Source organism: Tenacibaculum sp. MAR_2009_124 (assembly GCF_900105455.1).
Classification (GTDB): Bacteria; Bacteroidota; Bacteroidia; order Flavobacteriales; family Flavobacteriaceae; genus Polaribacter.
Map to the genome: position 1 here is coordinate 1,035,395 of NZ_FNSF01000001.1, position 12,814 is coordinate 1,048,208.

At 30.4% G+C, this 12,814-nt stretch carries 16 protein-coding genes; 5 read left to right on the forward strand and 11 right to left on the reverse strand.

Features of this window, described 5'->3' with window-relative positions; all coding sequences use genetic code 11:
* Positions 1 to 36: 36 nt before the first annotated feature.
* The 11 genes from BLW23_RS03755 to BLW23_RS03800 form a co-directional block, all read right to left on the reverse strand.
* A complete protein-coding gene (locus tag BLW23_RS03755; protein WP_093667889.1) occupies positions 37 to 612 on the reverse strand; it encodes a Crp/Fnr family transcriptional regulator in 576 nt (191 codons plus the stop codon).
* A gap of 154 nt (positions 613 to 766) precedes the next feature.
* Positions 767 to 1,180: a hypothetical protein gene (locus BLW23_RS03760; RefSeq protein WP_093668446.1), complete on the reverse strand. Its 414-nt coding sequence runs from the start codon at positions 1,178 to 1,180 to the stop codon at positions 767 to 769.
* Positions 1,181 to 1,184: 4 nt separating this feature from the next.
* The gene (locus tag BLW23_RS03765) at positions 1,185 to 1,565 is read right to left on the reverse strand and encodes a hypothetical protein (protein WP_093667890.1); all 381 of its coding nucleotides are present in this window, start codon (positions 1,563 to 1,565) and stop codon (positions 1,185 to 1,187) included.
* A 4-nt stretch (positions 1,566 to 1,569) separates the two neighbouring features.
* A complete protein-coding gene (locus tag BLW23_RS03770) occupies positions 1,570 to 2,121 on the reverse strand; it encodes a TetR/AcrR family transcriptional regulator (protein ID WP_093667891.1) in 552 nt (183 codons plus the stop codon).
* A gap of 273 nt (positions 2,122 to 2,394) precedes the next feature.
* Positions 2,395 to 3,027 (reverse strand): hypothetical protein, encoded by a 633-nt coding sequence (locus tag BLW23_RS03775; protein WP_093667892.1) that lies wholly within the window; start codon positions 3,025 to 3,027, stop codon positions 2,395 to 2,397.
* A 147-nt stretch (positions 3,028 to 3,174) separates the two neighbouring features.
* On the reverse strand, positions 3,175 to 4,296 hold the full coding sequence (locus tag BLW23_RS23475) for a nuclear transport factor 2 family protein (RefSeq protein WP_218134026.1): 1,122 nt from the start codon (positions 4,294 to 4,296) through the stop codon (positions 3,175 to 3,177).
* 190 nt (positions 4,297 to 4,486) lie between these two features.
* Complete coding sequence (locus tag BLW23_RS03785; protein WP_093667893.1) at positions 4,487 to 6,304, reverse strand: DUF885 domain-containing protein; 1,818 nt, start codon at positions 6,302 to 6,304, stop codon at positions 4,487 to 4,489.
* A 59-nt stretch (positions 6,305 to 6,363) separates the two neighbouring features.
* Positions 6,364 to 7,362: a transglutaminase domain-containing protein gene (locus tag BLW23_RS03790; RefSeq protein ID WP_176829745.1), complete on the reverse strand. Its 999-nt coding sequence runs from the start codon at positions 7,360 to 7,362 to the stop codon at positions 6,364 to 6,366.
* Positions 7,363 to 7,409: 47 nt separating this feature from the next.
* Positions 7,410 to 8,093 (reverse strand): carboxypeptidase-like regulatory domain-containing protein, encoded by a 684-nt coding sequence (locus BLW23_RS03795; RefSeq protein WP_093667895.1) that lies wholly within the window; start codon positions 8,091 to 8,093, stop codon positions 7,410 to 7,412.
* A gap of 233 nt (positions 8,094 to 8,326) precedes the next feature.
* Positions 8,327 to 8,500: a hypothetical protein gene (locus BLW23_RS23115; RefSeq protein ID WP_176829746.1), complete on the reverse strand. Its 174-nt coding sequence runs from the start codon at positions 8,498 to 8,500 to the stop codon at positions 8,327 to 8,329.
* A gap of 70 nt (positions 8,501 to 8,570) precedes the next feature.
* The gene (locus BLW23_RS03800) at positions 8,571 to 8,975 is read right to left on the reverse strand and encodes a hypothetical protein (protein ID WP_093667896.1); all 405 of its coding nucleotides are present in this window, start codon (positions 8,973 to 8,975) and stop codon (positions 8,571 to 8,573) included.
* A 359-nt stretch (positions 8,976 to 9,334) separates the two neighbouring features.
* Between BLW23_RS03800 and BLW23_RS03805 the strand changes: the two genes are divergently transcribed.
* The 5 genes from BLW23_RS03805 to BLW23_RS03825 all read left to right on the forward strand — a co-directional run bounded on the left by BLW23_RS03805 (position 9,335) and on the right by BLW23_RS03825 (position 12,665).
* Positions 9,335 to 9,541 carry a hypothetical protein gene (locus BLW23_RS03805; protein ID WP_143032103.1) on the forward strand — a complete coding sequence of 69 codons (207 nt, stop codon included), beginning with the start codon at positions 9,335 to 9,337 and terminating at the stop codon, positions 9,539 to 9,541.
* A gap of 209 nt (positions 9,542 to 9,750) precedes the next feature.
* Positions 9,751 to 10,530, forward strand: a complete 780-nt coding sequence (locus BLW23_RS03810) for a tetratricopeptide repeat protein (protein ID WP_093667898.1) — start codon at positions 9,751 to 9,753, stop codon at positions 10,528 to 10,530.
* Between the two features lie 20 nt (positions 10,531 to 10,550).
* Positions 10,551 to 10,994, forward strand: a complete 444-nt coding sequence (tnpA, locus tag BLW23_RS03815; RefSeq protein WP_093667899.1) for an IS200/IS605 family transposase — start codon at positions 10,551 to 10,553, stop codon at positions 10,992 to 10,994.
* Positions 10,957 to 11,997, forward strand: a complete 1,041-nt coding sequence (locus BLW23_RS03820) for a sensor histidine kinase (protein ID WP_143032104.1) — start codon at positions 10,957 to 10,959, stop codon at positions 11,995 to 11,997. The genes tnpA and BLW23_RS03820 overlap by 38 nt, the downstream gene beginning before the upstream one ends.
* A gap of 2 nt (positions 11,998 to 11,999) precedes the next feature.
* Entirely contained in the window at positions 12,000 to 12,665 is a 666-nt protein-coding gene (locus BLW23_RS03825; RefSeq protein WP_093667901.1) for a DNA-binding response regulator, read from the forward strand.
* Positions 12,666 to 12,814: the final 149 nt, after the last annotated feature.

Sequence of the window (12,814 nt, forward strand, 5' to 3'; positions counted from 1 at the left end):
ATGAAAAGCGCCATGCATTTACATATGTTGATAAAATTAGATTGAGGAGGCTTTACCTCTTATTCTGCTTAGTTGAGTTGGGGTTATACCTAGGTAAGATGCAATATGATATTGAGGAATTAAATTTTCTAATCCTTTGTGTTCTTTACGAAATATTTGGTAACGTTCAGTAGCATTTAGTGTTACCAATTCTATTTCTCGCTTTTCTTTAATCGTAAACTTTTGTTCTGCAAAAATTCTTCCTAAACTCTCTATTTTTGGGTAATCATTGTAAAGACTAACAATTTTTTTAAAGTCTGCAACGAAGACTTTACTTTTAGTTATGGACTGGATGTTAATTAAATTTTTTTGATTCGTTACCATTGATGAATAAGCAGCAACAAAGTTAAAATTAGTAAAAAAGGTTTTAGTGTATTCATTGCCATCACTATTGCAAAAAAAAGCGCGCATCACTCCATCTGTTAAAAAACCTAATTTGTTAGAATATTCTCCTGCTGTTGCAAAGTATTCGTTTTTTTCAAATTCTTTTTCAGAAAACAATGATACAAATACCTCCATTTCATTTTCTGTAAAATGTAGTATTTTGCTTATATATTTTTTAAGTTCGTTCATTTGTTTTTTTATCCCGCATAACGGTTTTGGTTATGGAAAGTAGCTATGTAAATACACACCTTTTTTCGTAGCCTATTAACAAACTTAAAAATAGGAAAAAAACATAGAGAAAGGAGAGAAGCAAGCTATTTTTTATAGAATGTGTGTACGTTCGTTATTCTTTTTTTAACATCCATTTTTTCAGTCCACCAAATAGGAATAGTAACCCAATAATTAATGCGACAACAGATTGAATAGTTTCGGATGTTGTTGTAGTTCCTTTCATTAGATTATAGGATTGTTCTCCTATTGCCCGAAAAATATAAATAAATGCAACTATAAAAATTCCAATTTTTAAGTAGGGTAGTTTCCTTGTTCTACTATTGGCAAATAACCCGTATATTCCAAAAACAAAGAATATTATTGCTACAAAAACGGTCAGTAGGTATGGAAATGAGTAATGAATTTCAGCAAGCTCTCTCATTGCTTCTCCTGCTCCAGTTTTTTCAAACATCTGTTCTGCCCATAATAACCCAATAATATGAGCAATTGCAATGATTATATTTAATGTTCCACCAATTTTAAGCATTCGTTTATGATTTTTTAAGCCCAATTATTCCTGAAACTCCAATCGGAAAGAGTAAAATCCATTGCGGTGCAAGTATTGATTTAAATATACTTGAAAAAATAAAAGCAAATGAAAAGGCAATATATAGATAGCTAATGAAAGTAATTAATTCAATATTTAGTTTTTTGTTTTTATTGAACCCATATTTTAAAAAAGTAATTGAAGAAGCAAATAAAATAATAGTAACCATATGCCAAACACCTAACATTTCAGTTTGTATTTGGTTATCTAAACGGCTTTTAAGCAATGGGTTTATAAGGTCTAATTGACCACCAATTAAATGCAAAAAAGAGGTAAATAAATTAAGTATTCCTGCAATAATCCAAAATGTATTTTTGTTTTTCATTGTTTTAAAATTTGATAAACTGATTTATCTCTATTTTTACTTCATTAGTATAATCTTTACATTGTTTTTTGTAGCGAATCATTTCGTGATAACCGATTAAATATTTGTAGAATAAAGTTGACTTTATATAGGCTTCATTTTTTGAAAATCCCATTTCAATTAATATGCTCATGGTGTATTCAATTCTTTGATTATCTATTTCATCTATTAGTCTTTGGATTTTCTTGTCTTTAAGTGCAAATCTTTTTAGAAAAAAAATAAAATCCAAATAAGGCTCTTTCTTAAACACTAATTTTATTAATTCTTCAAACTTTTCTTTACCTGATGATTTGCTTTCTACACTTTCAATTATTTTGTTAGTGTCTGAAGAAATCCAAAAGGATATAATTTCACTAACAAAGTCTTTTTTTGTTTTAAAATGCCAGTAAAAACTTGATTTATTAACATTGAGTTTTTGAGCCATTTTCTCAACTACAAGACCATTAATTCCCTTTTCAGAAAATTGCTTATATCCTAAAACTATCCAGTCTTCTTTCTTTGCTATTATTTTTGGCATTATTTAGACGTTATCGTTTAATAATTCAAATGTATGTAAAATATCTTTAATAAACGATATCGTCTATTAAATTGTTTATGAAAAAAGGGTGGTTTTTTTGAATAGTTTTTCTGTTTGGTCTAATGACGCAAAACAACGTTTCTCTTATAAGATTAGTTGCGTTTTTTAAGCCCTATTTTAGTAAATATAAACTGAATAGAAAATCTGCGAAGACTTTCGTAAGTAGGCTATGACTAGCGATGAGTTATACACATTATTGTTAGTGTTTTTTATTCATAAGTGACTTAAATTCAATTCCATTTTATTGTTCAAAGTATCTACTTTAAAATAAAACGGTTCAGCTCTATTTATTTCGTTGTATTTATGTTCAAAATTATATCCGCTGTCATATTTTTTCCATGAACCTTTGTCCGATTCCAATTCCGCACTTTTGAGAATTTGTTCTACAATATTTTTTTCGTCAGATTCTTTATATTCAATTGTTAATCCGATAGAATAATCAGAATCAAAAGCTCCTTCTGTGTGTTCAATAAGATTTTCTAAAACCTCAAAATCAGTTGGGATAGTCAAGTCAGTTTTTACTTTAATTAACGGTTCAATTCTATCTAAAGCCAATTCTCCATCAGGTTTGTTCATCATTCCAGCAAACAGACAAGCCATAAACCCCAAGAATAAAAACGGTACTGTCAAAATTGATAATTGAAAAAAACCAATTACTATTTTTCCTTTGAATAACTGCCAAATTGATGAAATTAACAGTACAATTCCAAAAAAGACGAGAGAGTAAAATCCAAAATCTGTATTTGGTAGAATAGCTCCGCTAACAAATAGAATTATAGAAATCCCAAAAAACAATATCGGAACCCACCATTGTGCAACTAAATATTTCTTTAAAATTTCGGTCATTCTAAATTACTGGCAACTTATTATATCCATACAAATATAGAGGTTATCCCAATATATTCTGGGATAAACGTATAAATAAGGTATTGTTATCCGAAGCTTTTATTTTATCAAATTATGCCAAAAACATTTTCAATTTTAAGGCTTAGCTTAGCGTATAAATCGAACACTTGTAATTTTGCCATTATTCATTTCATAGATAGCAACAGCGGTAAATTTATGACCATTGGCAGTAACCAATTCTTCATCGATAACAATATTCCCTTTAACAACTCTGCTTGTTACAAGGGCATTTAAATCCGTTACTTCTTTAAACTTTGTTCCATAACGTTTTCTCATTTCATCTTTTCCGATATAATCTAAGGTATTAGGGAATGTGTAGATCTTTACATCATTTGCAAAAGGCTTTAAAAAAGCTTCAATATCTCTATTGTTATAAGCATCAAGCTGTTCTTGAGCTAGGGTTTCTGGCGATTTTTCTGCAACCATGGCTAATTTTGTTCCGTTATTATTTACTGTTATTCTTGAAATATTATCGATCTTGTTTTTGAATTCATGAAAGAGAGTAGGAGTGGTGTCTTTTTTAGGATTAAATTGAAGTAATCTGTTTCCTGAAGCAATTAAAAGGATTCCATTAGGTAGCCAACAAACATCTTGGCTATTATCAATATTAACTATCTTTTCAGTTTTAAGAGAATTTGGATTTAAAGACCAAACTTGCCATGACTTTCCAACTCTTTTGGTAAAACTAATCAACTTACTATTGGGTATTTTGTGAATTGAGCGCCCTGTTTGTTTCGTTATAAAGTAGTTTTTCCCTTTTTTAACATCACTTTTATACAAATGCAAAGAATCATTAATAATCACGGAAGAAATCAAAGTCGATTTGTTGTACCAAGTAGGGTAGGCCACGACAAAATCTTTAATTAACATCGTATTTTCTCCCGAAACATAGTCATACTTATAAATAGCTTGTTTTCCATCACTGTCAAGTCTCACGGCTGACACATCATTAGAGTTTGGAATTCGCTGTGGCGAATATTCTCCCCCTAATTTCGTTGAATTGATAAAAAAAGCCTGTTGAGAGTCTAAATGATATTTTCTAATATCAGGATAGCCATCTCTTTCCGAAGAGAAAATAATGGTGTTTTCATCATAAAAATAAGGTTGACTGTCATAGCCTTCGTTATTGGAAATATTGATCGGATTTGAGAGTTTCAAAGTCTTATTTTCATCCTTTTTAATGTCGACTAAATAAACTTCTGTGTCCATTTGTGGATAAATCACTAAAGATGATAAGAGAAATAAAGAAAAAAACAACGCTTTCATGAGTCCGTTTTATTGATTAGATACTACAATACTATATAAAATAGAAAGTTAATGAAATTAAATGTTGTTAAAATTAAAACCACCTTTACAAAAAGGTGGTTTTAGACATATTATTTTACGTATTCTTATTGGATTATTTTTGATATGATTGAACCCAATTGTTTATTTTGTTTTCTAATAAAGCTAAAGGAATACACCCTGTTTCTAATACTTGATTATGAAACTCTCTAATATCGAATTGATCACCCAACGTTTCTTTTGCTTTCGCTCTTAGCTCTCTTATTTTCAATTGTCCAATTTTGTAAGAAAGAGCTTGACCTGGATTGGCCATATAACGTTCAATTTCCGAAATAATACTCGCTTCTGATTCAGCCTCATTATCCAATGAATATTGAATGGCTTTTTCTCGAGTCCAACCTTTAGCATGCAAACCTGTGTCGACAACTAATCTGATTGCTCTATGCATTTCCATTCCTAGCATACCAAAATACTGATAAGGATCCGTATACAGACCTAATTCTTTTCCTAAATTTTCAGTGTATAAAGCCCAGCCTTCTCCATAGGCACTATACCATAATGTTTTTCTAAAATCTGGAAGATTCTCATTTTCTTGTGTTAGTGAAATTTGATAGTGATGGCCTGGAATGGCTTCATGTAAAAACAAGGCTTCATCAGAAAACACGTTATACTTACTGGCATCTGGAATAGGAGTATAAAAAACACCTGGTCTTGTTCCATCGAGTGATCCTGGATTGTATTCGGCACTAGCCGAAGCCTCTCTAAATTTTTCAGTTTGTTTAACTACAAAAGGCGTTTTTGGCTTATTACCAAATAGCTTTTCTAATTGCGGCTTCATTCTGTTATGAATCTCATTGAAGTTATCAATAATTTGCTCAGGTTCTTTATAAGGCATTAGTGCTTTATTATTTCTAACAAAATCAAAAAACTCTTTTAAACTACCTTTAAAATCCACCTGTTGCTTTACTTTTTCCATTTCGGAAAGAATCCTAGCTACCTCTTTTAAACCAAGTTCGTGAATTTCATCTGCCGTCATTTTGGTGGTGGTATAGTTTTTAATGGCATGTTGATAATATTCTTTTCCTTGAGGAATTCCATCAATACCGCTACCTTCTCTTCCTGCCGTTAAATAATCAGTACTTAAAAAAGCATGTAGGCTTTTAAACGAAGGAATTAATTGCTCTAATAAAAACACAGAATACGCTTCGGTGAGCTTATTTTTCTCTTCTGTAGAAAAGCTTTCCGGGAATTTCGTAATTGGAGAATAAAACAAGTGCTCCGATAAATCAACAATACCTTCTTTAGTTGTGTTTACCATACTTAATCCTTCAAACTGAGGAGTTACTTTTTTTATAAGAGACTTAGGTAAAACATACCCACTTTGTATTCCTTCGTTCATTCTAGTTTCGGCGGACTGGAGCCACACATTGTAGTGCTTTAGACGCTGTAGCCAATTCTCATAGTCTTTAACGGTATTAAATGGTTGCGCACTACTACCGCTGGCAAGTTGCCCGACAGTTAAATTTATGGTCCACATTTGATTAATAGGAAGCAAAATATCATTTTTAAATCCAGCTTGTGCTATGGCCATATCGCAGTCCCAATTGAGTACAGCTTTACTCATTTTTTGACTTTCAGTTAGATCACTATCTACAATAATCTTTAGTTTGTCTTTATAGGAAGTATAAAACTGTGTCAATTTATTTTGATAGTCATCCGAAAGAAAATTTGGAAATTGATCGTTGAACCGATTATCTCCAGCAAAAGTGGCATTAATTGGATTTAACAACAGTTTCCCTTCGTTATAATCCTTTAAAAGTTGATCGAAATTTTCGGAAGAGTTTGTGGTTTCAACTGCTGACTTGTTATTTTCTTTTTTACAAGAACTTAGTAAAAACGAAGCAACTATAACCAAAGCTAGTATTTTTTGCATAATCTTATTTTTGATTTTCAACAAATATAAATAAAAGCGTGTTGGTAAATAGAATAGCGTTATTTTGTTGATATATAAAAGGTTGAAATAATATCGTTATTAATCAAAACATGCAGCTTAAAAGTCCCTTTAGTTCTAAAATAATGGAGCAGTGCAATTTCATTTTTCTTTTTGTTGTAGTTAATTTTTGGGGATATAATATCGATAAAACTTCCTTTTTCAATTACTAGTTTAAAACTGTTCTTTTGTTTATCTGAACAGGTGAATAAGAATGTAGTTGGCTGTTTTGTGAAAGTTTTGATTTCTAATTTAGCAGGAGATATAGGAAAAACATCATGTTTAAAAGTCTCATTATATACGACAGGAGATTCTAAAAATTGGGATGTAGAATTATTAGAATACAGGAGCCATTTTTTATTTATTGGATAGTGATTTTTAGAAAACAATTTAGGTTCTGTCAAAAAATAGCCATTATTATAATCACTGATGAATTCGTATAATTCATTTATATAACCACTGGACCATGTGGGATCGCATAAGTACCACTTATCATTTAATTTTACCGCATTCCAAGAATGGTTTATTAAATCGAGCGTATGCATATTGGTTGTTGGAGTGCGGGAATAACCATGTATTATTTTGCATTCAATACTTGCAATTTTACACATATATTGTAATAAATAGGCATAACCAGTGCACATAGTTTTCTTTTGATTTCTGAGTTTTTTGAACATTTTGGGTAACATTGAAATTTGCCATTGTCTTGATGCAACAGGACGGTCTTTTAATTTCTTATTCTTAGAAATAATTCGCTTGGACAAATAATAATCTCCTTTTATGTTTGAACAAATCCATTTATAGATGGCACGGAACTTCTCTGCATCATTTTTTAAAGAATGAGTAAGATTGTAGGTTAATAATTGAATGTTTTTCAAGCTTTCACCTTTATACAATTCTGCAATATTGTCTGCTCTTGTATAGTTAATGTGTTTGAAATCTGAAATTTGAGCATGCATGTTTGCCGCTATAATCAGTAGTATAAAGGTAAAAGTTTTCATAAGCATATATAGTTCCTTTTTAGACAGAGCTTGGCTTACTAAAAAGATTATTTTATAGATTTCTTTTTTGTAAATGTCCTTTTAATGGCAACTTCCCCAGTTAATATAACTTCACCAAGTATGGCATCATTTTCCATAACTAAATTGATGGTTTTATTTTTTCGTGTAATAACAATTTCTTCCGTTTTCAATCCAATGAAGTTAAAAATCAATACATCTCCTTCTTTCAAAGGTTGCGGAAACTTAAAATTACCGTCAAAATCGGTTTCTGCACCTACAGTCGTTCCTTTTAACAAAATGGTAACTCCAGGCAATACTCCTGTTTCATCTTTTATCGTTCCTTTAATTTTAAAACTTTCCGGTTGACTGATTTTTATAGGTTGTTCATGATTTTTTCTTAGCTCAATTTTGGGTGTATTCTTTTGAGCCATTATTTGTTGAGGAATAAACAAAGACAATAGCATCATTGCTAAACCATGAAAGAAAGTGTTTTTTTTTAATTGAGGAGGCTGTGAGTAAAGTACTTCTAATTGGTTGTTTTTAAATTTACCACATGTTTTGTTCGAGTTATTTTGTTTAAAGTAATTCAGTATTTCTTTTGACGACATATTGGTGAAATCAATCACTTCTTTTTTACACGCTGCGCAAAATCCACCTTTTTCGGTGGGTTGAAAATTTTTAAAATCTTCTTGACATGGTGATGTAATCGAAATCGAAAATTTTTCTTTCATATCTGTAGCTTTTAAGTTGAATATACATCAAACATATGGCGAGACATCAACCTTTAAAATCTGAAATGAGTGAACAGGCTATATGAGTAAGTGAAAAAGTAAAATGATAGAGTGTTGTATTTCGATGTGGTGAAAAAAACCTCAATTCTTAAGTAAATTTGAATTGAGGTAAGAGATATGTTTTTTATATAGTGATCTACTTATACCAGTGATGTTTGAAATTACAAATGGTATTAGTCTATAGTATTGTATTGATGTGAGTAAGTGGTATATAAAAACTTACTATTTTGAAAAGGTTTTAATTCTTTATTTACAGGAGTAATACTGCTAGTAGGAAGTTTTGTACTGTTTTCAGAGGCGATTGGATAATTTTCAGTTTCAATTTTTTTAAATATGTTAATATTCATTAAAACTACAGTAGTATTGGTGTACTGCTTATTATTTTTAATTTCTCTGTATTGGTAGTAAGTAATAATATTATCTGGCGACAGAAAGCAAACCATCAACAGAATGGAAGATAACGTTATTAAGTGGATGTGTTTTTTTTTTAAAACTTCCTAAAGACCATTTTTTGGTAGTTTGGGAGTTTTTAGTAATACTATTGCAAAAGTGAAGGTAGTTTAGGTAACCGAGGTATTCAGCAATACAATCCTTTAATTCTGTACTTGGCTCTTTTGATTTATTGTTTCTTCCTTCAACATGTTTTTCATAATAATTTTTCATGGTTTTAGCAGAAACACTAATGTGCTTGTATCTATGAAAAATTTCTTTGGTTAACACCTTTTCTTCAAAGAAATCAAAGCATCCAGTTTTGTTTTTTCTATGATTTTGGGGTTCACTTTTAAGCCTCGAGTAAAGTTTTTCTAATAATTCTCGTGTCATCAGTAGGTTTTTATTTATTGGTTAATCAAATGTAATAATGTGATTCATATTAATTTAAAGGAAACCCGTAAAAAATGGAAAATCTTTTCCATTTCTTTTCTATGAATTTTCCATATAAAACTTAGTAAGAATTCTAGTTTTGACAACGAATACTAAGAGAAGTTACTTTTAGTTTTTCATACAAAAAGATTACTCTAATGTTATTTAGAGGGGAAGTCTAAACTACCATTCAGAATAATCTTTTCTTCCCATATAAAAGAGTCGCGCGCCTCTTAAAAACAACTGCTTTCGAGCACCCTAAACTGAGTTTGGTTATTACTCAGCAGGCAATTTTATGCAAAATTTTAAATGTAGGAAAAATGAGAAAATTAAGTTTTATAGCAATAGTATTAGTAGGTGGTTTATTTACGGCATGTACAAATTCATCAGACGAAATGTTAAGCCAACCGCAGCAAATTGAAGTAGAAGAAATGAGTACAGGCGGTACTACAGGAGGAAATGGTCATGATACTGATCCGGAGCCTGATCCAAATCCCAAAGATTCGAATGATCAAACAGGTAATTAGTATATCATTTAAAGATTACTTAATATATAATGGAAAAAGGATTAGATTGTTGTCTAATCCTTTTTTCGTTTTTTATAAGGTTCCATCGAGAAGTTTCACCCCATTCTTTAATTTTCCTTGGATTTACCAAATAAGAATATATGTATTGTTAAAGTGTAAATTCGGCAAATAGATTTTTTAAAGCTTACAGAATTTAATATTTTAGGGGTATGAAACAAATGAAAGTGGTCCTTCTTTTCTTTTTTGTTTTGTATGCTAATGTATATGGACAGAAACGAAAGAAAATTAACTATAATCAAAAAATTGAAGAATTAAAAAAGGAACTTCAAGAAGATGAGGATGAAAAAATATTAGAGAACCGATACTATTCTATAGGCTATTATTTTAATAAAATAAATCAACCGGATAGCGCTTATAAGTACATATCAAAGTCAAAAGACTTGTGTTTAGAATTACAAGATACTTTAAAAACAGTCCAGAGGATGTTTAGTTTGGCAAGGATAGAATCTTTAAAGGAGTTTTTTACAAAAAGTGACTCTACAGCAATACAAGCTCTCAGGCTCTTGGGGACCAATAAAAACAAATATAAAATAACAGTTTCTTTGTACAATACGCTTGGAATTAATGCGAATAGTACAGGCCATTATCAAGAAGCTGTCAGGTGTTATAATAAAGTTCTAGAGATAGCTTCAGACTCTATAAGTATTATTGGATACAAAAGTAATATTGCTTTTAACTTTATTTATCTGGAAAAGTACGTTAAAGCGAATAGTATATATAATAACATTAAATCTAGTCAATATTTTGATAGTATTTCTGATTATATAAAAGCTAAAGTTTTGGATAATCATGCCTATTCTAAATTACTAGATAAAGATGGAGTTCAAGAATCAGATTTTTTGGAGGGGCAGAGTATCAAAAGACAGATAGGAGACATTAATGGTTTAATCGATAGAATTCCCCGAGGCTCTGCCTCGGGTGTAGCGTAAAGATATGTACTTTTGTAATTATGAGCGAACATATTTATAAGAGTCATAATAAAAGTTTGATTTTATATCATTTTGTATGTCCAGTAAAATATAGAAGAACAGTTTTTACTTCGGATATTTCAAAGACATTTAAAGATTTATGTTTGAAACTAGAGTTACGATATGATATTCAGTTTTTGGAAATAGGGATTGATGGTAACCATGTTCATTTCTTGATTCAAAGTGTTCCTATGAATTCTCCAAAAAAGATTATTGGAGCAGTAAAAAGTATAACGGCGAAAGAAATATTTAGACTTCATCCAGAAATTAAAAGGTTTTTATGGGGAGGAAAATTTTGGACAAGCGGTTATTATGTTAATACAGTAGGTCAATATGCAAATGAGGAAGTGATAAAAAAGTATCTTCAAAATCAAGGTAATTCAGATTATGAGAAGCTACATTCTGATCAACTCCGATTGTTTTGATACCTCGATGGCTCTGCCTCGAGGTAGTTCATTAACTAATTATCTTTACCTGTCGGAATATTATCAAGAAAAAGGAGATATTGAAAATGCACGGGAGCATGCCTATTTAGCACATGATTTGGTATTAGAGCATAATATGACAAGTTCTCAGATTTTAACTATAGATAGAATTCTATCTCTCGAGCCAGAATCAAGAGCTCGAGAATTAAGTATTGAAAAATCCAATATTTTAGACAGTATTCAAAAAGAGAAAAACGAATTCGCTACGACTATCTATAATTATAAAGACGAAGTCAATAAGCGAATTGTAGCAGAAAATAATTTGTCTAAAACTAAACTTCAGAAACAAAAATGGATTTTTGCTGTTTGTTTTGTTCTCGTAGGTTTTGTGGTGTATTTCTTTTATAAGAGAGAGCAAACGAAAAAAGAAAAAATTATTGAAGTTTATAAAACGGAAACCCGATTAGCCAAGAAAATACATGATGAATTGGCAAATGATATCTTTTTGGTGATGAATAAAGTGCAACAAAATGAAAATTCTGATGGAACTGTGTTAAATCACTTAGAAAAGATTTATATGCAAACCAGAAATATTTCACATGAAAATAGTCCAGTGTTAACAGGGAATAAATTTGAAACTTTTTTTAAACAATTGTTGTCTGAATTTTCAACGAACCAATGCCGAATCATTAGCAAGGGAATTTCAGATATCCAATTAAATAAGTTGTCTAAGGAGGCACAAATAGTAGTTTATCGTGTTTTTCAAGAGTTATTAATTAATATGAAAAAGTATAGCAATGCTAGTTTGGTAGTTATTAATTTTTGGGAAGAAAAGGACATGATTCATACTTCATTTAAAGATAATGGAGTGGGGGTAGATTCAATAAAAATAAAAAATGGGCTCCAAAATATGGAAACCCGTATTAAATCTATAAATGGTTCTATTACATTTGATTCAGAAGCCGATAAAGGCTTTCATGCGAAGTTTCAAATAAAAAAGTAATTATGTTTCAAAAAGTACTTATCGCCGAGGATACTGACTATATGTCTAGTGGAATAAAAATAGCCTTAGAAAGCTTTCAAATACCTCAAATTGAATATGCTCAATATTGTGATGAAGCTTATTTAAAACTGAAAAAAGCTTGGTTAAATGAAGAACCTTATGATTTGTTAATTAGCGATTTATCATTTGTAGATAACTACAGTCCTCAGAACTTAACTACAGGAGAGGAATTGATTGAAAAAGCGAAAGAATTACAGCCAAACCTTAAAACAATTGTCTTTTCTATTGAAGATAAGCCTTATAGAATTCAGCACCTTTGCAAAGAACTAATGGTGAATGCCTATGTTTGGAAGTCTATTCATGGACAGAAAGAATTAAAAAGGGCTATTAATTCGGTTTATGGGAACGATTTTTTTATCACACCCAAATTGGCACATTCTTTAAGAACAATAGAAACTTTTGAAATTACTGAATACGATGTTTCTTTATTAAAGCACTTGGCTGAAGGAAAAGATCAAAGAGAAATTAGTATCGATTTTAAAGAAAGGAAGATGAAACCTTCGAGTATCAGTTCTGTTGAAAAAAGACTGAAAATTTTGAAAGAAAACTTCAATGCTAGCAATCCAACACAATTGATCGCTATTACTAAAGATTTTGGACTTATATAGTAAACTAACGATATATGTAATGTAAAAAGTTTCAAATCTTGAAACTTGTGCCGTAATACTTTTAAATCTCACTGAATGATTTAAAATAAAACATAGTTTTAGCTAAGGTTTTTTTTAAACGAAGTAGAATGTAAAAAGAACTGTTCATA

Bases quoted from the DNA above. Each gene is read 5' to 3' on its own strand.
- BLW23_RS03755 (WP_093667889.1), bottom strand. From the start codon at position 612: ATGAACGAACTTAAAAAATATATAAGCAAAATACTACATTTTACAGAA.
- BLW23_RS03760 (WP_093668446.1), bottom strand. From the start codon at position 1,180: ATGCTTAAAATTGGTGGAACATTAAATATAATCATTGCAATTGCTCAT.
- BLW23_RS03765 (WP_093667890.1), bottom strand. From the start codon at position 1,565: ATGAAAAACAAAAATACATTTTGGATTATTGCAGGAATACTTAATTTA.
- BLW23_RS03770 (WP_093667891.1), bottom strand. From the start codon at position 2,121: ATGCCAAAAATAATAGCAAAGAAAGAAGACTGGATAGTTTTAGGATAT.
- BLW23_RS03775 (WP_093667892.1), bottom strand. From the start codon at position 3,027: ATGACCGAAATTTTAAAGAAATATTTAGTTGCACAATGGTGGGTTCCG.
- BLW23_RS23475 (WP_218134026.1), bottom strand. From the start codon at position 4,296: ATGGACACAGAAGTTTATTTAGTCGACATTAAAAAGGATGAAAATAAG.
- BLW23_RS03785 (WP_093667893.1), bottom strand. From the start codon at position 6,304: ATGCAAAAAATACTAGCTTTGGTTATAGTTGCTTCGTTTTTACTAAGT.
- BLW23_RS03790 (WP_176829745.1), bottom strand. From the start codon at position 7,362: ATGAAAACTTTTACCTTTATACTACTGATTATAGCGGCAAACATGCAT.
- BLW23_RS03795 (WP_093667895.1), bottom strand. From the start codon at position 8,093: ATGAAAGAAAAATTTTCGATTTCGATTACATCACCATGTCAAGAAGAT.
- BLW23_RS23115 (WP_176829746.1), bottom strand. From the start codon at position 8,500: ATGAATATTAACATATTTAAAAAAATTGAAACTGAAAATTATCCAATC.
- BLW23_RS03800 (WP_093667896.1), bottom strand. From the start codon at position 8,975: ATGACACGAGAATTATTAGAAAAACTTTACTCGAGGCTTAAAAGTGAA.
- BLW23_RS03805 (WP_143032103.1), top strand. From the start codon at position 9,335: ATGAGAAAATTAAGTTTTATAGCAATAGTATTAGTAGGTGGTTTATTT.
- BLW23_RS03810 (WP_093667898.1), top strand. From the start codon at position 9,751: ATGAAACAAATGAAAGTGGTCCTTCTTTTCTTTTTTGTTTTGTATGCT.
- tnpA (WP_093667899.1), top strand. From the start codon at position 10,551: ATGAGCGAACATATTTATAAGAGTCATAATAAAAGTTTGATTTTATAT.
- BLW23_RS03820 (WP_143032104.1), top strand. From the start codon at position 10,957: ATGAGAAGCTACATTCTGATCAACTCCGATTGTTTTGATACCTCGATG.
- BLW23_RS03825 (WP_093667901.1), top strand. From the start codon at position 12,000: ATGTTTCAAAAAGTACTTATCGCCGAGGATACTGACTATATGTCTAGT.